12 protein-coding genes are annotated in these 21,188 nt (G+C 47.0%); 4 read left to right on the forward strand and 8 right to left on the reverse strand.

The genetic code is table 11. The features are described 5' to 3' along the window. The first annotated feature begins 477 nt into the window (after window positions 1-477). Window positions 478-3,873 carry an ATP-binding protein gene (locus tag QUA70_RS14730; protein ID WP_333348073.1) on the forward strand — a complete coding sequence of 1,132 codons (3,396 nt, stop codon included), beginning with the start codon at window positions 478-480 and terminating at the stop codon, window positions 3,871-3,873. Between the two features lie 48 nt (window positions 3,874-3,921). Here QUA70_RS14730 and QUA70_RS14735 read toward each other — a convergent pair whose 3' ends face one another. From QUA70_RS14735 to QUA70_RS14755, 5 genes are all read right to left on the reverse strand, one after another. Beyond that, on the reverse strand, window positions 3,922-4,194 hold the full coding sequence (locus QUA70_RS14735; RefSeq protein ID WP_333326269.1) for a peptidoglycan-binding domain-containing protein: 273 nt from the start codon (window positions 4,192-4,194) through the stop codon (window positions 3,922-3,924). A 220-nt stretch (window positions 4,195-4,414) separates the two neighbouring features. Then, window positions 4,415-4,696 carry a peptidoglycan-binding domain-containing protein gene (locus tag QUA70_RS14740; protein ID WP_333326267.1) on the reverse strand — a complete coding sequence of 94 codons (282 nt, stop codon included), beginning with the start codon at window positions 4,694-4,696 and terminating at the stop codon, window positions 4,415-4,417. Window positions 4,697-5,207: 511 nt separating this feature from the next. Next, window positions 5,208-6,662 (reverse strand): hypothetical protein, encoded by a 1,455-nt coding sequence (locus QUA70_RS14745; protein WP_333410474.1) that lies wholly within the window; start codon window positions 6,660-6,662, stop codon window positions 5,208-5,210. A gap of 270 nt (window positions 6,663-6,932) precedes the next feature. After that, window positions 6,933-7,553: a DUF3177 family protein gene (locus QUA70_RS14750; RefSeq protein ID WP_333326263.1), complete on the reverse strand. Its 621-nt coding sequence runs from the start codon at window positions 7,551-7,553 to the stop codon at window positions 6,933-6,935. A gap of 401 nt (window positions 7,554-7,954) precedes the next feature. Beyond that, complete coding sequence (locus QUA70_RS14755) at window positions 7,955-8,191, reverse strand: Calvin cycle protein CP12 (protein ID WP_333045631.1); 237 nt, start codon at window positions 8,189-8,191, stop codon at window positions 7,955-7,957. Between the two features lie 740 nt (window positions 8,192-8,931). Here QUA70_RS14755 and QUA70_RS14760 point away from each other — a divergent pair. Further along, entirely contained in the window at window positions 8,932-10,185 is a 1,254-nt protein-coding gene (locus QUA70_RS14760) for an FIST N-terminal domain-containing protein (protein WP_333326261.1), read from the forward strand. Window positions 10,186-10,341: 156 nt separating this feature from the next. Here QUA70_RS14760 and QUA70_RS14765 read toward each other — a convergent pair whose 3' ends face one another. Beyond that, window positions 10,342-12,411, reverse strand: a complete 2,070-nt coding sequence (locus QUA70_RS14765) for an iron uptake porin (protein ID WP_333326259.1) — start codon at window positions 12,409-12,411, stop codon at window positions 10,342-10,344. A 997-nt stretch (window positions 12,412-13,408) separates the two neighbouring features. Here QUA70_RS14765 and QUA70_RS14770 point away from each other — a divergent pair. Beyond that, complete coding sequence (locus tag QUA70_RS14770) at window positions 13,409-14,353, forward strand: hypothetical protein (protein WP_333348070.1); 945 nt, start codon at window positions 13,409-13,411, stop codon at window positions 14,351-14,353. A gap of 147 nt (window positions 14,354-14,500) precedes the next feature. Here the strand turns inward: QUA70_RS14770 and QUA70_RS14775 are convergent, their stop codons facing one another. Beyond that, window positions 14,501-16,588, reverse strand: coding sequence for a hypothetical protein (locus tag QUA70_RS14775; protein WP_333348068.1), 2,088 nt, complete (start codon window positions 16,586-16,588; stop codon window positions 14,501-14,503). Between the two features lie 127 nt (window positions 16,589-16,715). Continuing rightward, window positions 16,716-18,287 carry a CHAT domain-containing protein gene (locus tag QUA70_RS14780; protein ID WP_333326253.1) on the reverse strand — a complete coding sequence of 524 codons (1,572 nt, stop codon included), beginning with the start codon at window positions 18,285-18,287 and terminating at the stop codon, window positions 16,716-16,718. Window positions 18,288-18,979: 692 nt separating this feature from the next. Here QUA70_RS14780 and QUA70_RS14785 point away from each other — a divergent pair. Next, window positions 18,980-20,980, forward strand: a complete 2,001-nt coding sequence (locus tag QUA70_RS14785; RefSeq protein ID WP_445251644.1) for an FAD-dependent oxidoreductase — start codon at window positions 18,980-18,982, stop codon at window positions 20,978-20,980. The last annotated feature ends 208 nt before the right edge of the window (window positions 20,981-21,188 follow it).

Genomic DNA, 21,188 nt, shown 5'->3' on the forward strand with positions numbered 1-21,188 from the left:
GAATCAACATTTTTTAACCGATCCAACCACAAGGAGTTTTTCAGAAAATTGTACTCCTATTTTACACTCGATACAAAACAGCGTTTCCATTGTCATTAGGATTAATTAAACAATAATTGCTTGTCGGCTCTATCGAAAAACAAGATATGTACCGATTTGTCAATCTCATTCTGGTAAAAAGTAAAAAATTTGCGGTGTCGGTGCTTGAAATGTATGAACCTGAAACCCAACATAACATTTTTATTGTAGCCGGCAGCACATTTATCTGCTACTCATCTCTATTTGAATCGGTTTAGGACAATGTTGAACTGCCAAGGCTAGAATTGTCCAAGATACCTGGAAAACCCGTTTTCTGGTCTACCAGCTCAATTTATCTCATTTTGTTCAGAAATTCTCGGTCAAAAGTGTTTACAACTCTTAAGACGGGTGGAGATTTGAACCGAACATAAACTAATAATTTCAACCTAAATTACTGCTATGTCAAATCTTTCTCTCAACCGTTTAAGTGCTAAAATTTCAAGAAAAGTTACCCTGCGAACCGTACTCATAGTTCCGTTTGTCTTGCAAGTATTTGCAGCCGTAGGAATTGTGGGATATTTATCCTTTAAAAACAGTCAAAGAGCAGTTAATGACCTGGCGGATCAGTTGATGGGGGAGGTGAGCAATCGCATTGAGCAAAATTTGAGAACTTATCTGCAAACTCCGCACCAAATCAATCAAAGCAAATTGGATGCAGTGAAACTGGGTTTTGTGAACATGAAAGACTTGTCAGCTTGGGAAAAGTATCTGTGGCGACAAGTGCAATTATATCCTTATATCAATTTTACGTCGATCGCTAATTCAGATGGAGAATATCGCACTGGCGAAAAAATGTCTAACGGCACTTTATTGATTAACGCATCGGGTCAATCTAGAGGTTTTGATTTTTATTCTTACAATACTAATGATAGGGGCGATCGCACGACAGTAGCAGCCACCGTCAAAAGCTCCGACATCCGACAGCACCCTGCCTACACCTATGCGGCTCTAGCAGGCAAACCAACTTGGAGTTCAGTTTATGTATCCTTACTAGAACCCACATTGATCCTCAGCGCCCTGCAACCAGTTTACAACAGCCAGAAACAGCTAGAAGGAGTATTAATTGCTGCTTTGCGTCTCGACAGTATCGGTCAATTTTTAAACAGCCTCAAAATAGGTAAATCTGGTCAAACTTTTATTATCCAAAGAAATGGCACGCTGCTGGCAACTTCCACACCCGAAAAACCTTTTCGCACCCAAAACGGTCAAAAAGAACTGTTTAAAGTTAAAGAAAGCAGCGATGCAGTAACGCAAACTACAGCTAAATATTTAGAAAGTCACTTTCAAAACTTGCACCAAATTACCAAATCGCAGCAACTCCATTTTGCGATAAACGGGAAACAGCAATTTTTAAAAGTCCTGCCCTTCCAAGACGACAAGGGTTTAGATTTGCTGATTGTAGTCGTCGTTCCCGAAGCCGACTTTATGGAACAAGTTGATGCGGGCAACCGAACTACAGTGTTGCTATGTTTGGCAGCTTTGGGCATGGCAACTGTCTTAGGAATTATCACTTCTCGCTGGATTATCCAACCTATTTTAAAATTAAAAAATGCAGCAATAGCTTTATCTGAAGGACAATTTGACCAAACTGTAAAGCTCGATCGCTCCGACGAGTTGGGCGTACTTGCCGCTGCTTTTAACAGCATGGCAGCACAACTGCAAGCATCTTTTACTGCCTTAGAAACTAAAAATACCGAACTGCAGCGACTAGACAAACTGAAAGACGAATTCTTAGCCAATACTTCCCACGAACTCCGCACTCCCCTCAACGGCATTATTGGGATTGCAGAATCTTTAATAGACGGTGCTACTGGACAACTGCCCGACTCAACAAATTTTAACTTAGCTTTGATTACATCCTCGGGCAAAAGATTATCTTCTTTAATTAACGATCTTCTGGACTTTTCTCAGCTAAAACACAAAACTATAGAACTCCAAATTAAGTCCGTCGGTATTCGAGAAATAGTCTCGGTAATTCTCACTTTGTCTCAGCCATTAGTAGGCAAAAAAAACTTGCAGTTGATTAACTCAGTCGCTCGTGAATTGCCGCCAATAGCAGCCGACGAGAATCGGTTGCAGCAAATATTTTACAACTTAATCGGCAATGCGATTAAATTTACCGAAAGTGGCCGAGTTGAAATTTCAGCAGAATTGGTAACGGGCAACGCACAATCACCGCCTAATTCCCAATTAGCCATTACTGTATCTGACACTGGTATTGGCATCCCCGAAGATAAATTAGAGCGAATTTTTGAATCCTTTGAACAAGCTGACGGTTCCACTGCGAGAGAATATGGTGGCACGGGTTTAGGGTTAACTGTTGCTAAGCAATTAGTGGAATTGCACGGAGGGAAAATGGGGGTATCTTCAACTGTAGGCGTCGGTTCCCAATTCATCTTTACTTTGCCCGTATCTGAAACTCAGCCGGAATTGAGCAGCATACAGCCGCTTTTAACCGAGGGTTCTCCCATTTTAATTACTCCTGAATTCGCGGGCAAATCCTCGATAATAAATTCTCAGCTATCAGACAATAGCGACTTGGTAGAAAATGAAAAAATCAAAATTTTGGTTGTAGATGATGAACCCATTAATATTCAGGTCATCATCAACAGTCTTTCTATAGAAAACTACGAGATAACTCAAGCGAGCAACGGCTTAGAAGCTTTAAATCTGATTGAATCAGGATTTAAGCCGGACTTAATTTTACTCGATGTAATGATGCCACAGATGACTGGTTATGAAGTGTGTCGAGAAGTCCGCAAAAAATACTCGCCTTTAGAAATGCCGATTCTGATGCTGACGGCTAAAAATCAAACTACTGACTTGGTAGAAGCTTTTAACTTAGAAGCAAATGATTATATAACTAAACCTTTTATCAAAAAGGAATTGTTGGCAAGAATTAACACGCAAATTCGCCTTGCTAAACTGAATGCAGCCTACGGCAGGTTTGTGCCGCACGATTTTCTAAGCTTGCTGGAAAAGCCGAGTATTATTGAAGTAAAATTAGGCGAAAATCAGGAACGAGATATGACAGTGCTGTTTGCTGATATTCGCTCGTTTACGGCGCTTTCCGAAAATATGACACCGCCTGAAAATTTTGCATTTATTAATACTTACTTGGGAAGGGTTAGCCCTGCAATCAGGAAAAATAACGGGTTTATTGACAAATACATTGGGGATGCAGTCATGGCACTGTTTCCTACATCTCCATCTGATGGCGTGCGAGCAGCAATTGATATGCAAAAAGAAGTGAATATTTACAACCAGCAGCGAGAAAAAAATGGTTTGTGTCCGATCGCGATCGGCGTCGGTTTACACGCGGGCAATTTGATGTTGGGTACCATTGGCGAGCGAGAACGGATGGAAAGTACGGTGATTGCTGATGCGGTGAATCTCGCGTCTCGTTTGGAAGGATTGACTAAGGTTTACGGCGCGGGAATTCTAGTTAGCGGTGCAATTATCGATCGCCTGGACGATCCCCAAAAATATAAGTACAGATTTGTCGATCGAGTAAGGGTGAAAGGAAAGACAAATGCTGTGTCGGTGTTTGAAATTTACGATACAGAAACAGAGCAGAGCATTGTACTTAAGCAGCAAACTGCGGAGGTTTTTCAAGAAGCTCTCAATTTTTACTACGAGCAAAAATTTGTTGCCGCCCAAAAAGTATTTCAGAATATTTTACAAATCAATCCAGACGATCGGGTAGCCATGCTGTATTTCAAAAGAGCTCGCAAGTATCGAATGTACGGAGCGCCCGATGGGTGGTCTGGGGTGGAAACTTCGACGGAGAAATAGGGCGCGCACTGCACGCCCTACTCTCTTTAAAAGATGGTTGCACAAACTTTAAAATATAGTTGTACAAACGCCCAATTTATTCCAAGTTTTAGAGCCGACAATGCCATCAGCAACGATTTGTTGTTGCTTTTGAAAATTGATGACTGCTTGTTGGGTTTTCGGGCCGAATCCTCCATCAGTATTTACAGAAAATCCGCTGTCGTTCAAGAGTCGCTGAAGGTAGCGAACGTCCTCATTTTGGGTGACGCCATCGTTGCGTTTGAGGAGAGGGAAATAACGGCAGGAAGGTAATTCCATGTGAATTGCGTTTGTGGTTTGCATAGTTTGAGTCTCCATTGGTTGTTTGCAAGTTGTTTAAAAGCAGGGCAGCGGGGAAAAGATGTTAATTAATAATCCTGGATGCACTTTTGACGGGCATAAACAAGGTTTTGGCTTCGCTCAACCACCAGCTTTTTTAGCGTTTCTGGGGCGTAAAGGAAGTATTGTTGTGAAAAAAAACCGTTTCTTGCTACCCGTGGGCCTAGGATTAGTTAACTTGGATTTAACATCCGGGTTCACCTGTATAACAAGCGCCTAATAGATTCCAAGTTTGAGGGCCGACAATGCCATCAACAGCAATCTTATTTTCCTTTTGAAATTTGATGACTGCTTGTTCAGTTTTTGGGCCGAAGAATCCATCAGTTGCTACGGGATATCCGTTTTTAACTAAGGATTGTTGGAGATAGCGCACGTCTTTATTGGCAGCGGTGCTATTATTGCGTTGCAGTGTGGGCAGTGAAGAGCAAAGAGGCAATTGAGCGTAAATTGAATTTGTGGTTTGCATGGTTTGATTGGGGATTAGTGGTTTGCAAGTCGTTTGAACTTGCTATTCCCCAGTTGTAGCTGTGGGGGGAAGTGCTTTAACAGTCGCTTTTTATAGTGACGCTTATCTGGGGTAGCTCAGATGAGTGACAGCCCGCTCTAAAATCCCTTTTGTACAAAGTAATTGTCAGAGGCAAACAGCAGCCAATTTCCATTTTTTATCAACTTTTAGCATCTTTGCCACCAGCGCCACACCATAAGTAAGTCGGCGCCAAAAAACGCCCCTATGTAAACGAGGGCAAAGTCTCCAAATGCTCTCTACTGGCTGACTTAAACCTGTTTACATAGTGTTACATTATGCGGTTTAATCCCGCCTACTTACCTGTACGGCTGTTGGTGTCGGGATGGATAGGCTGATTGACGTAGAGAAAGCAAGTCAACCAATCCTGTCACGGTGTAATCGCTCCACTTTTATATAAGCTGAGTAATGGTATTTTCTATAGAGGAGGCAAAAATACTGTGTTTAAAGCTAGTTAACCATTTGAGCGAAAAGGGCGATCGGGAAAATTGCTCTTGGGTTGGGACTTTAACTTAGAAGTGATATCGTAGTATCGGTAGATAGTAGATTTCCGGCTGTCAAACAACTTGAGAATTGAATCAATGACAATTTCTGTAACTATCGGGTTAAAGTCGGAAATAAAGTCGTCAGCATTTAGATGTTCTTTAAAAAATTCCTTAGCTCGATCGCACTGATAGCGCATTTCGTCAAAGCCAACAATTTTGACCACAAACGTTGTCAACGGCGAGTTCTCCAAATCGGTTTGAGAAGTGCTTTTAGCCCGCCCCTTTTCTAATAAATTCAATACTTCGGCTTCTAAACCAATTTTAGGTTGGTAAGGTTTCTCTATTTCGGGAAAAAAGCTTTCCAGGCGCACGCAGTTAACAGATTGATCAGGAATTCCTCCCATCATCATCGCCAGAGAAACATCGATGCCCAAACCCGAAGAAAGAGCTTCTAGCAGGGCGAGAGCAGGCAGTTTGCACCCCAAATAAAGCTTCGCAATTTCGAGATTGTACTTAGCAGTAGTTTCCCACCGCTGATAGGTGCGATCGTCTGGATATCCGTCAAACTGTCGGAAAATTATTTCTGGCTTGAGATAATTAAGAAAACCTTCCATCTTGACCAACGCAACTCGGTAGTCGCGAACCGTGTAAAAACCGCAACAGATGAGATTGTGATTGGTTTCCGGCAGTAAATTCCAGGTATTTGCCAAAAAATGGGCTGAACTATGGTGAGCAAAACTCATCACATCCCGGTTAGAAATTCGCACAGATTTTTTCACCGTTTGCCGCATTTCCTCGTCAGTCAAACTGAGGTTAAATCGGCTATTTATTGCCTGCAAGCGGTCATAAAGACCCTGGCTTACCGTTACTCCGGACTCGACGGCGCGAAACGGAATTGTGGCTTCAATGCAGCCTACAATTTGAAGCAATTGCTCGCGTTTGAGAAATGGTTCTAAAGCTTTTGCTGCGACGACAGCGCTGAGAAATTCGTTTTGTCCGGAGAAAGGATTGAGGACTTCGCCCGGTACAAAATTGAATACCAGCATTACCATCTCGAAGATAGCATCCGCCGGCTGTTCAGATTGATCCCGAATTTGTAGTTGTTGGTTAACCTCTTTTGCAACAGGAGTGATGTAGTAGCTGACGTTAAAGTTAATGCTGCGATCGACTTGCACGTAGACGGTATCGTGAAATAAAGCTGCCAAAACCTCGATCGCATCTTCATCTCCCCCCACCTCAAAAATATGTTCGGGAGTGTGAAAAAACCGCCAGGGCCCCATCATCGGCTGAACAACCAGTTCGGCAATCCGAGCGACTTCAGTTGGTTCGACTTTTGCTTCCAGGCGATCGAGGGCCCAAATCAGCCTTTCTAAGCACTGTAAGTAGGCTTGTTTGCTATCCATCACAGTCTTTCCCAGTAACATTGCTGTCAGTCGATTTTGGATTTTAGATTTTAGATTTTAGATTTACTCCACAGATGAATCTGGAAGCTGGAACTTTAGTCTAAAATTTTTAGATCTCCACGACTGGAGTCGGCGGCTTGTATCCGTTTTTGGGCAACTTCACGTCATCCACCCTGCTGTTAGTTTAATTTTTTCCTAGATGCGCCCCGGCTTTTTTTATTGGGGATTTTTGAGCTTTTTCTTGAAGACTTTAACTGCCCTTTAGGGGGCAAATAATTACTTAAAATTCACTTAATTTCCGGTAGCTGACCTCCCCTGTTTTCCTAGTCTAATTAGCACAAAATATGACAAGTAAATTACATAGATTGCTAAACCTATTAGACCCAACAATCCCAAAAATTGAGGGTTTGCCGTAGGGTGAAACATTTGTTTGTAGAGCCAAGGTGGGTCTAACCAAACGCGGCAAAAAGGTTCGTCAATTACCTGAAGTTGAGATTTAAAGGCACAGCTTAAGAAGGGAAGTTGAGCTAGAGCGCCCAAACCGCTGTAAACAGTAATCGCCCACCGCCAAGCTGTAAAAGCCAGTTTCAGGGGCGACTGCGGTCGATCGGCAATTTCTTCGTTTAAATCCTCCCAAAACCACAGACTAGCAGGAATTAAGGCCCTCCCAATCACCGACGACACAAAGCTCACAGGCAGCGCAGCCATCATCAGGTAAAGTGTAATTGCCAGCAAACTCGCCACCCGCCAATAAATAATCGACAAACGGACGATCGCCTCAGCTTTTGCCACAACAGCCCAAATCAGCACTACCAGCGGGATCGAAATTGTTAATAACACAGACAACCGATAATCCATCCAGACTAGCGGTTGAAACCAAGGCCCGGTGGCTGCCAATAAAAGACTCAACATCTTTGGGAAAATATACTCACTTATTTGTCACAAATTTTACTACAAAAATGCTAAAAAATCAGCAACCAGAACAGGGTCTTAATGTTTTAGTTGCTGCTACCTTTTCTAAGGTACTTGCCGCGCTTTGAAACGTACTTGAGACACGATAGACGGCAATATGCTTGGATTAAAACTGTTTATTCCTCGAATCTCGCCTTCCCATCCCCCGAACCAAGGCGCGCCAGAGCAAATTATTGTCCCCCTTGGTTGGGGGAGTGGGGAGAAGCTGGCTGATTTTAACCGTATTGGGATAGAGGGCAAATCTCGCCATTACCTAAAGGCTCAACCCCTCAAATAAAATTCTCCCGCGCCAAAAGTTAGATTTCGGCGCGGGAGGGAAGGCATAGAGCTAAATGGCTCGTTTATTCCTCGTAGATGCGGCACTCAGCAGCATCAGGATTGTCGTCGCAAAATTTTTCAAAAGAATTCTTAGGTTTGACCTGCTTTTGGTGGGAAGCTTCTGCTTGCAGTTCTTCAACTGCGTCCCACGCCGCCGCGCATTCCCCGGAAGTTGCGCCCTTGAGGTCACAGACGGTACGAGCGCTTTCTAGTTCTTCTTCAATTTGTTCTTGGATGTTGCTTGCGGGTGTTGTTGTCATAAAGCTTGTTGGTATGAATGTGTAGGAGAATATGGTTGTCCCCGACCTATTTCTAGGTAATGTTAGCATGCGCCTTTGTTTAGTGAGCTTGTTCGGCTAACGGCACATCCTTAACCCAAATAAAGATGTTTAACCGTTAACGACAGAGCAAGGGACTAGCTAAGCAGCCGCTTGGCGTCATCACTCAAAAAACGTAGACGTCTAAAGTCTTAGGCTAGTCAAGAGTGGTTTAAGTCTTAGGCTAGAAGCCCAGTGTCTTTAGACCTGGGTCGTTGACGTTATTAAGTAAGAAAGGTTTTCTTTTTGGATGTTAGTTTGGGTTGGATTTGCTGTTTCGGTCTGGCGACCCCAGCTAATAATAGTTTGGGATGCGCTGCTGTTGCAGCAGCCCAGATAGAAACCATCGATAACTGCGATCGCAGCCCCTCTCTACTTCCTGCTTTACTCTACCCCGTCGGCGGGGGAAGAGTCCACAGGCATCAATGTAGGTCAAGCCGACCTTACTTTTGATGAAAACATTACACGAAGTTGGTGTGTCAAACTGTATTGAGCTTTATCTTTTAAGATTTAGCTGAACACGGCATTTAACACACAACAGATTAATGGGACTCTCATGTTAACTTATGTTAACACAAGAACGGCGATCGAGGGGGAATCGATCGCCCAAGAATACCGTCCCCCCCGCGGCCAGTTCCGGTTAGCCTAATGTATAGAGATAGTTTTATAGAGAAGTTTGCCTTATGTACACCGAAAACCAAATGCAATGGGTCAGCGCCTTATCAACCCGTCCGTCTTTGGAATCCGCCCTCAAAGAAGTTATAGAACAAGCCGATCGCGACCTAGAAGGCCCGGCTGATTTAGCGCTGATATTTATATCGTCTGCCTTTGCCAGCGAGTATTCTCGGCTGATGCCTTTACTCCGAGAACTGCTGCCAGTACCCGCGATCCTGGGCTGTGGCGGGGGAGGAGTCATCGGCACGAACCGGGGCGGCCTCACCGAAGAAGTCGAGGGATCTCCCGCAGTCAGCCTCAGTCTGGCGCGCTTACCGGGAGTGAATGTCAGAACTTTTCACGTCGGTGCAGAAGAACTGCCGGACTTAGACAGTCCCCCGGATACTTGGGTGGATCTCTTGGGCGTGCCGGCCCAGGAAGAACCGCAGTTCATCATCTTGGCCGACCCCTTTTCCGCAAAAATTAACGATTTGCTCCAAGGGCTAGATTATGCCTATCCGGGTGCGGCGAAGGTAGGGGGACTCGCCGGGGGGGACGGTGCGGGCAGGGGCGCGGCGCTGTTTTGCGACTATCAGCTTTACCGAGAAGGGACTGTTGGGATAGCTTTGAGTGGCAATATAGTTTTGGAAACGATCGTAGCTCAAGGCTGCAGGCCGATCGGGCATCCTTATCGGGTGACGGAAGGAGAACGCAATATTTTGCTGAAACTCGAAGAACAAACCGATGATAGCGGCAGCGGGGGCATCGAACGATCGCCCTTAGAGGCTTTGCGAGAGTTAGTTCAAACTTTGAGCGAAGCAGACCGAGAATTAGCCCAGCACTCGTTATTTGTAGGCTTAGTCAGCGATGAATTCAAGCTGACATTAGAGCCGGGAGATTTTTTAATCCGCAATCTGTTGGGAGTAGATCCGAAAGTGGGGGCAATTGCGATCGGCGATCGAGTCCGTCCCGGACAGCGCATCCAATTTCACCTGCGGGACGCGCGCACCTCCGCAGAAGACCTAGAAATGCTGCTCGATCGCTATCAGCGGGCTGCCGAGTACAGCGGTACATCTAGCGCTGGCGCCTTAATGTTCTCTTGTCTGGGGCGCGGCGAAGGGCTTTACGGCCAATCGAACTTTGACTCCAGACTGTTTGGCCGATACCTCAAAAACATTCCCCTGAGTGGCTTTTTCTGCAATGGCGAAATCGGCCCCGTCGGCGGTAGCACATTTCTGCACGGCTACACCTCGGTATTCGGGATTTGTCGCCAAAATTCATAATTTGTGAACTGTTGACTGTTAACTGTTGACTGATGAGTGTTAGCTGTTGACAATCTAAAATCTAAAATCTAAAATCTAAAATCGATCGACCGATCACCAATAGCTAAAAGCGGCAGTCGCCTGCCGCTTTTACTTGTGAGTAGATATTTGGAAACCTTAGAAACTAAAGGTAGTACGGAGGAGTCCGACCCAGATATCGTCGTTTCTGTGGTTGTGTTCGGGATTTAGAATCACGTAAACGCCCGGTGTCACCGAAATAAAGTCATTGACTTGGAAGCGATAGAAACCTTCTAAGTGATAAGAGGTGTCGCGGTTTCTGGCGACATCGCTCTCGGTAACTTTTGGCGGTACACCGAAGACGAAGCCGAGGAGGTTGCCTTGCCGGCCAAAATCTGCCAGGGCCAAAGTGATAGCACCATTCTGGATCGTCGCGTCATTGCCGCCCCCCCGCAGTTGCTCAGCCTTCGTATAACCGTACCAACCGCCAAGCTGAAAGCGACTGCTGGGTTTGAAGTTAACTTGCACGCCATAGTTATCTGCTTGAGTGGTTGCTTGACCGAAGGGCCGGTTAGCCAAGGCACTGCCCGTACCGCCCATGATGCCAACATCGCCTGCGCGATTGTATTTGTGGGTGTAAGTGAAGGCCAAATCAAACGGTTTGCTAAAAAAGCCGATCTGACCCAGAGCGCTGAAAGAACCGTCGGCAACGCCCCTGCCGTTTGCGGGGTCGGGAGCATCGCCGTCGGAGGCAAGATAGCCCCCAGTAGCTCGGAGGGGGCCCAAGTTGAAAGTCAAACTTGCGCCAGCTCCCTGCGGCCCGCGGAATACGGCCGGGTTGCGAACTCCAAATCTGGAAATTGCACCAGTACCCGTAGAGTTAAAGGGTGTTACCGTCTCTGCAATTTCATCCAGGTCAAGTCCTTTAGGACCGACAAAAACTGTAGCGGGACCGACCGGGAAACGATAGTACAGTTCGTCTAGTGTGAATTGGCTGCCCTCCTGGCCGTCAAAGGCCAAGCGAGCCATGTTAGTACCCGTAGCGGTTGACGCTCCGTAGTTGGCGACGTTGACTGCTTGCAAGCGGGTTCTGAGCAAGTCTCGACCGGTGAAGCTTGTCAATAAGTTCAAGCGCACCCGGTAGCCGAAGTTGGTGACAGTTTCGTCATCCTCAAGGCGGATACCATCTCCGACGAAGGTGTCGCTGACGGCAAAAATGGCTTCTCCAGACAATTTGGTGGTGGTGGAGAACTGGTTGGCTTCGAGTTCTGCGGTGCGAGCTTCTAGGCCGTCTACTCGTCCGCGCAGGGTAGCAAGTTCGGCTGCAAATTCTTCTTGCAGGCGTTGCAGGATGGCTAAGTCGTCTCGGGTGACCAAGTTACCTGTTGACCCAATTAGCTGGGTTATCTGGTCTAAGCAAGCGTTGACGCCGGCTGCAAATTCGTAGCGAGTCAGGGCGCGGTTGCCGCGGTAGGTGCCGTCGGGATAACCTACGATACAACTGTAGCGTTCGACTAGGGATTGCAGGGCTTGGAATGCCCAATCTGTCGGGCGCACGTCGGAGAGCTGAGTGACTGATGTCACCTGGGACATGGTTCCGGACGGTTGGGCCGGCAACGCTTGGGGAGCGACAGGGACGATGGGGCCGCCCATTCCGGCGGGTGCTGTCTGAGCAATTTCTACCTTAGTAGCTGGGGTAGTAACTGGGGTAGTAGCTGGGGTGCTGGCGACTGCTGGCACTTCAATTTTCCCAGGGGTGTCTGTCTGGCTGCTTTGCACTGCCAAGTCGGATGCTTGGGGCGAGGGTTCGGCTGTGCCTGCTGCTAGGGGTTCAGTCGCTGCTGCTGCGCTGGTCGGAGCGCTTGGGGCTGCTAACTCGATGCCGCTCCCTGTTGTTTGCAGTGTTGTTTGCACTGCTGCTTTGCTGGTTTCTGGTTCGATTGAGGCGAGTTTTTCAGCGTCTGCTTCCTTGACCGCCGGGGTTTGGGCCGCTTCGTCGCTGCTGTTTAAAGCCAGCTTTTCTGGGGCAGCAGGGGCTGCTGCAACTGGTTCTGCAACTATTTCTCCAACTATTTCTGCAATTTTTGACTCAGATGACTGAGCTGTAGCTAGCTGGTTGGCTTCAGCGGTTGCGGTCGCTTCTGCGGCGATCGCAGTGGCACTCATGACTGATGATAGCCCCAGAATTGCCGGGGATACTAGCAGTAAATTCCAAAAAGTTCTGTTCATTTTCCTCACACCTTCACACTCTATTCAACTCGACGACCAGCAATTCCCAACTGCTAATTTTTGTGGTTGCTTGCCTGTTGACAATAACTGCCAAAATAGAACCTATCCATAACTGTTGATTCACAGTAGGCGTGTCTACTTCTGCTTGAACTTAAGGGGCTGAGCCCTTATACCGCCCAGGCATCAATTCAGGTCAAGCCCACATTACATTACAGTTGATTATACCATCACGTGCTAATTTCATCTCTCGATCGCCAGACTTGCTTGAGTTGCTCTGCGGGCGATCGACAACTGGTTTTATGGGTTCGACCACAATTTACCTCTAACTGACAACTGCCCAGAGTCCTCGGTTACGCCCGACTTAACAGACTGTTATAGGTAGGATTGTGGCTGCTTGTCGCATCCCTTATACAGCTTTATATCCTATAATGTCAAGCTTTTTAACCTAACTTTAAACCGGGCGACCCGGCAGGGGCGATTTTCCCGCTATGAGTGGGGAACTGAGAGCTAAAGGCTGGTAGATTTACCCGATCCCAACCAAAGTTCAGGCTTGAACAATTTTGGTTTTTTGATGGCCGCTGCCGTCGGGACTTGCCAAGACGATCGCCATTTTTGAGACTAACCGTCGGCGGGTTTAATTTTCCGCTATTTTAACACAACTTTTTTGTTGTTTGAGTATGGCGGCAACTGGTGGTGCTTGACCCGCTGTTGGCGCAAGGAAAGCTCAGTGGCTTGGCAGACCACTATATCCAAGATTCCTAGAGGTTTTAACGATGTTTTTACCTACGGACGATCGCAGGAGTTTAGTGCTAAGCTGGCGAAAACGCAGAAGTCGAAAATAGAGCTGCTGTCAGAACAAAAAACCCAAACGCTGGGGGTAAGCAAGTTATACCATTTTCGCTTAAAGAATTGGGAGTAACTGATGATATAAAGGTTTGGAGCTTGCCTACAGTCGCATTATTTTGGGTAAATGGTATTAGTAAAAGAGTGAGGGTTTATGGAAGATTTTGGTATTATTATTGCCTGCTGCGACCAGGATTATCTGTTTGCTAAGGGTTGCTGTGCTAGCATCCGCTATTTTCTGGGAGATGTGCCGATTTGTCTGTTGATTGACGGTACGTTTTCTGTGAGTGCTTTGGAAAAGTCCTACGGGGTGCGAGTTATCAATCGCACAACTGTTTCTGAAGAAGTTCTCAGAAAAAGAAGTTTTGGTTGGGGCAAAACTAAAATGATTGCTTTCTGGGAAAGTCCTTGGTCAAATTTTATGGTTTTGGATGCCGATACGATTGTCTGGGGCGATGTTCTCAAATTGGCTAATTTTCAAGACTTTGATTTTATTGTAGACAAGCCTTGTTACGATTACCCGGATGCGGATGTTTCGGAATTTTTCTTTGACATTCCGGGCGTTGAAAAGCATTTCCCGAATTTTCGTTGGTCGGAATCGCGATCGAACTATTTCTGCACGGGTACTTTCTTTGCTAAACGCGGCGTTTTTAGCTTGGAAGAATACGTGGAAATTTTAGATTTTACGGCGGAAAACCCAGGAATATTTAAGTACGGAGAAATGGGATTTTTGAACTTTATGATTTTCCGGGCGGCACAAGAAAATCGATTGCGGGTCCAGAATGTGGATATGCAGTTGTTGGTGCCGGATTTTGACCAGGATTTGCTGAGAAAGCAGTTTCCGGTGGAAGAAAGCGGGCCTGCGGGCGATCGTACTCAGGCGACGGTGATTCACTGGTGCGGCCCAAAACCGACTTTATGTAGTGGGAAAGTTTACTCAGAACCGATGAATTTTTGCCGTCGCAAGTGTGAGGAGGATGTTTGGAACCGCACCGGTTTGGCGGCCGAGATGTCGCTGCAAGTTGAGGATTTACAGCGATCAATCTACGTGTATAAGAATAAGTTTAAGAAGAAGTTTCGCCAGTTGACTAATAAGTAGATTAAGACTGGCGCGCGCGGGCGAGAAACGGAGAATATTCCTCGATTTCTCACCGCCAAATCCTGATTTTTCTAACAGTCTTTTGTCAAGAGGCTTTTTTTTACCGCTGATGTCAGCGGAGCAACGCGGATGCACGCGGATTTTGGCTTACCCATCCAGGGGTAAAGTTGGCCCGGCTGGGGGTAAAACTTGGCGGTGAACGCTTACTTTGTGACTTTCCCGCTGAGTTTGCATTTCGACGGCGATCGCCTCAAATTCGACTTCCATGCAGCCGTAGGGAATCTCTAACTCGACGCTTGCTCGCACGTTTCCCAACCCGTTAGATTTAAATTCGGTAATCCAGCGCGGCCCGTCGAGAATTAGGTAGGTTTGCCGATCGTACACCCAAACTTTCACATAAATCCGGGGCATTAATTCCGGCAGTTGCACTTGCACTTTTACGGGCCCGCCGGCGAGGATTTCGGCCCGCGGCAATTCCAAAATCGGCATCGGTACTAACTCGTCTTCTGGCAAAACGTAGGGAGTCGGGGGAGTGTCTTCTACTGCGACAGTTGTGGTTTTTTGAGCAACTTGTTTCGGCTGCGGGGGCTCGTCAAAAACGACAAATTCTCTGGCTTCCGGGCTAGTAGATTTGGGATCGGAAATTGTTTCGCTGGTTTCGGGTTGCTGTTGGGTTAAGCTGCTTTCTTCCACAACGGCAATAGCGTCGCTGCTATTTGCGGCGGCTGTTGGAGTTGGTGACAGGGTGGTTGCTTTGAGCCAGTCGGGGGATTCGCCGTTGCTGGCTAAGGAACTCAGTCGCGACCAAAATCGACTTTCGACGTTTAAGGTTTGAAATGCCTGTTTTGTGGGTGCTGGCGGGGTTTCTGGGGCGGTTGTTTCTAATTCGGGGCTGTTTTCTGGTTTTTGGTCGATCGCTCCCATTTCCGCTGTGTTAGGGGAAGTTGGGATGTCTGAGGGTTTGGTTTGTGGGTCGATCGACTCTGCGACCGTTCCAGGCGAATTAGAGATTTCCGACAGCAATTGCGATCTGCTGCTGTCGGGCAGTTTGTTACCGAATGCGGGCAATTCTAGGCCGGCTGCACTTGGGGTGTGACGCGAAGTCAGTAGAGGGGGTAAGGCTTCCTTGCTTGGGGTTTCGGCGGGGGATGGAGGGTCTAAGGATTTTTCTACTAGCTTGAGGAAGGATATATTTTTGGCGCTTCCAGACGGCTTTGAGGCTGTTGGGGAGGGTTCGGCTTGATGCTTTTCTTCGATGAAATTGTCTTTAATTTCCTGGAGAAGGTGCTCTAAACGAGCTGTAATTGTGAATAGTTTGGTGGCTAGGGTGACGCCGCCGCTGCTAAGAATTGCTTCTCCTAAAATTAGGCGGCTTTTGCATTCGGTTGGAATGTAGGTGACGCAGGCAAAGATGCAGGGGGGAACTTGTTCTGGCATCGGCTGCTGGATTTCTGCGAGAATTTTTGAGGTTTGGGGGTCGCGCAGGTAAATTTGCAGTTGTGCTGAACCGATGAGTTGTTTGAGTTCTATTGCTTCGGATTCAGGGATGAGAGTTGCTGTTTTTCTGGTTTTTTGGGGGGGTTGGGGAATGTCGATTTTGCCGGAAATGATTAAGGGGCGACCGAGTTGGGTGACGAAGGTTTCTTGATCGAGGACGAGTTCGAGTTGGACGCCCGGTTTGGGTTCGGGGGTTTGGGGAATGGGGAATTGGTAGATTTTGGTCTGCGGCGGTGCTGAATCGGCTGCTGGGATTTGGGTTGGTGCTGGGCGATCGACCGGTGCTGTGATTTGTGGTGCGGGGCGATCGACCGGTGCTGCGATTTGTGGGGCTGCGGTGGAAGCAGCAGGTTCGATGTGGTCGATCGGCGGTAGGGGTTCGGAGGTTTCCGATTCTGCGGGCAATACTTCCAACTGAACGCCGTACTGCCAAGGTTTTAGTGGTGTTGATTTGGGATCTGGCAAGCAGGAGAGTTCCCACAGTCCGGGTTTGAGCCTGGTGTAGGGAATGATCACGACTAATCCTTCGGGGTTGGTGCGGGCCGATCTGCTTTGGACTTTCCGCTGCGCCCCTTGGTCGAAGGAAGTATGGGTAACGCGAATTTCGATGTCGGTGTTGGGGTGCTGAATGCGAGCAACGACACGGTATTTACCTTCTAGAATTTCCACGTCGGAGGTTTCTAGGGGCAACCAGGCGCGATCGCCCTCTTTCTGTAGCAAAAATTCTAATTTTTTCATTGTTGTTTCCCCTGGAAGGCTCCCGCTTGATTTGTCACAGGTTGGTGGTGGCTTGTTGAGCGACAGCTACAGATATTAAATTACTTATGTTTTATAGCCTATCACCAGTGTCGGTCAAGAGGCCCACTTACCAAGGACTGCCGATTATGCTGAAAGCTGCCCAATAATACGGATGGGATAAATCTTTGCTGTCGAGTTTGGGGATGGACGGGGGCAAGGGAATGTCGCCTCGCGCACTTCGCAGTTGACCGCGTTCGATCGTCACTTTGCCTTCGATCTCCGCAATTTGTGCTTGCCTGAGAGCTTCAGCTTTAATGATTGGAGGGTCGTTTGGCTTGCGGATTTTTAACTGCTGGTAAAACTCTGTCATCAGGGCGAGAGTCCCCGCATCGCTGACGTACCACAGGCTGGCGAGGGCTGATTTTGCTCCTGATTGCAGCGCTAAACCTGCAAATCCGAGTTCTGCTTCTTTGTCTCCCAAGGCGGTTCTACAGGCGCTTAATACTAACAGTTCAAGAGGCGGATTGTTCCATTTTAATTCTCTCATTTGATCGAGGCGCAGTTGGGTGTCCCAAAATTGAATGTAGGAGTTATTTGGGGTTCCGGGGCGGAATTCGGCGTGGGTGGCAAGGTGGATGATTCCGTATCTTTGTTGCAGTCGCTGGGATTGCAAGTTTACTATGGTGAAATCTTCGTTGAGAAAGGATTGACCGGGCCACTGTCTGGCGATCGCGCCGAGTTCTAACGGCACTGCTGGCAGCGGTTCTTTGTTTGCCGTTTCTGCGAAATCTGATGCTCCCATTCCTAGGACTTGCACGTTTCTGAGGTCAGCGTAATTGATGTCTATGAGGTTGAAGGCGGGGATGCGGGCGAGGCTGTATTTTTGGATCAAAAATTGCTTTCCGTCGTGCATTGCTGCTAGGGGTACGGTTCGTAAACCTGCGCCAGCGCAGAACAGCAATGTTTCAATTTTTGCTGTTTGCAAATCTGTTTCTAGGGGTGCAACTATCCATTTGTAGAGTTGTTGGGCTGGTTCTAGATAGCTGGTGGTGTTGAGTTTTACGGGATTGGTGATTTCGCTCCCCAATTCTTGGACTACTGAGAGGAGTTTCTCTTGTTTGGCTTCCGGGATGCTGCGAAGAATGGGTGGGCGATCGGGTAATATTAAGATTAATTCTAGTTGGTCGGTGCGCGGGATAGCGTAAATTAAAGCAGGTTTTTTCTTTGTTTGAACTGCTAGGCGGGAGAGAGTTTTGGATATTGCTTCGGCGGTTTTCGCACGGGTGTCAAAGTCTTGTTCAAAGTATGTTTGATAGTCTTCTTCCCAGGTTTCTTCGATTCTGGTTACGGCTTCGGTGAGGTTTCCCCGATCGAGCAAATTTCTCATTTCTTGGCCGTTAAGCCCGCCCTGGCCTGTGTTTTGGGCAATTGTAGGCAGGTTCGCGGTGTTCCAGCAGAAAAATATTGCTATCAAGCAGTAAAAAATAGCTTTTTTAATTTTTTTCTGAGTGGTGTGTTTTTGGCGTTGCTGCTGGGATTGGTAGTGCATGATTTTGGGGCGGTTGAGGGCGCCGTTGGCGGCAGCAGTTGGCAAAAGTTGGGATGTGGGTGGGAATTTTGACTGTGCTGGCGATCGCCGCACGATTATAGCCTTCCAGACCAACCGCAAATATCTACCGTAGGGTGTGGACACCGGCACCAACAGAGTCCCTGCACCAATAAATTCGCGATTTATGTAAAAGTTTGTAAATTATGCAGGGGTTTTGCATAAACAGGGCTTACAGAAAAACCCGGTTTCTTCACCTAAGTCGTGTTTTCACTCTAGCAGCCAGGTGCATTTAACAGGCATTACCTCTAGGGGCGTCTTTGACTTTTTGCGGCACCTCTGCACTTCTCAGGTTGAATCGGGTTTGGTCTTGGTATTGAGTGAGGAATAGCCTAAATCGAGCGACCATATATTGAGTAATTTCAGTAGATATATTCTGTGTATTTACTTGTTTTAAAATAGTTAAGTCTTTTCGCGCAAACTTACTTAAATCTCGCAGGGGTAATTGTTTTGCCTCGGATATCTTTCCAGTTATTTCGTACACTTCGTCGAGACTGCCTTTGGCCTAAGATTTGGCCTAAAAATTTCCTACTTTTTTAGCATCATTAGCGGCGGTTGCCAAGAGTTGAGCAATATAAATAAAAACACTTAATTATTTAGAAGATTTTACGCTATGCGGTCGATCGCTTTTTCCTTGTTTACTCTTGGTTATCTCCTAAATAACTAAAGCCTTGTTCCTTCCGCTATACATTGTGTGCGATCGAACTTGGCACGGTGCGATCGCGATCGGACTGAGGAATGTGTCTTAGTATTTCTTCACATATCATGCTTTCGGTCTATGATATATGCCTTATGGCGTATTTGTGTTTAAAGCCCGTTACCGCGTACCGCTGATGAGTCAATCAACCAATCCACCGCTATCCCAACCAGTTTCTCGACGCACCGCCCTCAAATTCCTCGGAGTCGGTGCCGCCGGCGGACTGGTGGGCTACTCTCGATTTTCCAAGCCAGAGCCCACCGTTTTTGTGCAAGATTCTCTTGACTTGCCGCGAATGCTGAATCAGCGCAAAACCGTTGCAGTTGTAGGTGCAGGCTTGGCAGGGCTCGCCTGTGCTTACGAGCTCAGTCAGCGGGGTTTCGCCGTAACATTGCTAGACAAATCGCCCCAACTAGGTGGCAAAATTGCTAGTTGGCCGATTCAAGTTGGGAACGAAACTTTTATGATGGAACACGGTTTCCACGGTTTTTTCCCGCAATACTACAACCTCAAAAGTGTGGTTGAAGAACTAGAAATTACCGATAATTTTGTATCTTTAGAATCCTACGCCGTTGTGTTTCGAGACGGCAAATACAAACCCGAAGTTTTTCGTCCCAACCATTCAGCTTTTCCCTGGAATGTAGTTGACTTGGGGATATCTTCTCCCAATCGGCTCAAGTGGGGAATCAATCTCACAAAATCGGCTCACTGGCAAGTGTTTCGAGAAATCGGCGGTTTTCAAACTCAAAAAACTTTCGATCGCCTCGACAATATATCAGTTGCCGACTGGGTAAAAGGTGAATTTCCGCGCGGACTTTATGACTTGTATTTTCTGCCTTTTGCCAAGTCCAGCCTCAACGCGCCCGACGAATTGAGCGCGGGAGAATTAATGCAATTTTTCCACTTTTACTTTTTCGGAAATCCAGAGGGTTTGGCCTTCAACGGTACGCGGCAAGATATGGGCACGAGTTTGGTGCAGCCTATTGCCAGAGCGATTGAAAGCAAAGGCGGCAAAGTATTGACAGATGTTGCCGTCAGTGAGATTCGCTGGGAAAACGGCAAGATTGATTCTCTGAGTTACCAGTCTGGAGACGTGCAAAGTAAAATACCTTTTTGGGTGAAGCGAAACGCGCTGTTAACTGACAGCAACTCTACCGAATATTTCGGCGCTGGGGACAGCGTATTTGCCGCCGCACCGTCGGGAAAAGAAGCAATTTCTCTGAGCTGTACTCACCAAGGCTGCACAGTTAAGAAACAGAACGACGGTCAATTTCACTGTCCTTGTCACGGGGCAGTTTTTGATGCTGAAGGGCGAGTTGTGACTGGGCCTGCTCAGCGAGATTTGGCTCGATTTAAGGTAGTCGATGAAAAAGCAGATGAAATACAGTTAGCAGCAGCGGTTAACCAATCGCAGCCGCAAAAATTGGCTGAAACATTGAAGGCTGATTATTATGTTTTGGCGGCCGATGTTCCGGGGATGCAGCATTTGTTTAGTTTGGCCCGGGGTGAGGTGAATCCGCAGGTGCAGAGCCGGATCGAGAGCTTGAAAGTAGCCGATCCGTTTGCCGTGGGGCGTTTTTGGTTCGATCGCGAATTTCCATGGGAACACAGCAATTTCAGTTCGCTTTCCGGCTACAAACTGACTGACAGCATTACGCTTTACCACCGAATTCAGGATCAGTTCATCGAGTGGAATCAGGAAACTGGCGGTAGTGTAGTGGAACTGCACGCTTATTGTTACAAGGAGAAGGAATTTCCGAATCAGGAAGTTTTGTTGGCGACTTTTGAGCAAGAATTGTACGAAATTGTACCGGAATTAAAAGAGGCAAGTATGCTGCACCGGGAATTGGTAAATCAAAAGAATTTCTCTGGATATCCGCCCGGTAGTTATGCGGAACGCCCGGAGACTTGCTGCGCTGTACCTAATCTTTTGTTTGCGGGAGATTGGGTAAAAATGCCGTTTCCGTGCGGTTTAATGGAAAGGGCAGTGAGCAGCGGTTTGTTGGCAGCTAATGCTATTTTATACCAGGAGGGTTTGCAGAGGCGATCGCTCTTGACGGTGAATCCCGAAGGCGTGTTAAAAATCTAAACTTGGCAGCGGGGCGGGTTTTATAAATCGTCAATGATCGGCTGCTATTCTCGGTGAAACCCGCCCCCAGCCATACTATTTTAGATTTTAGATTTTAGATTTTAGATTTTAGATTTTAGATTTGAAGAAATGGTAATGACTGATTCAACAAGGGTTTTGAGCTTTCCTACAGTTGCATTCTTTTTTTAAGATGAGTTATGGTTTGTGG

This window comes from Microcoleus sp. LAD1_D5 (assembly GCF_036702115.1).
Lineage (GTDB): Bacteria > Cyanobacteriota > Cyanobacteriia > Cyanobacteriales > Microcoleaceae > Microcoleus.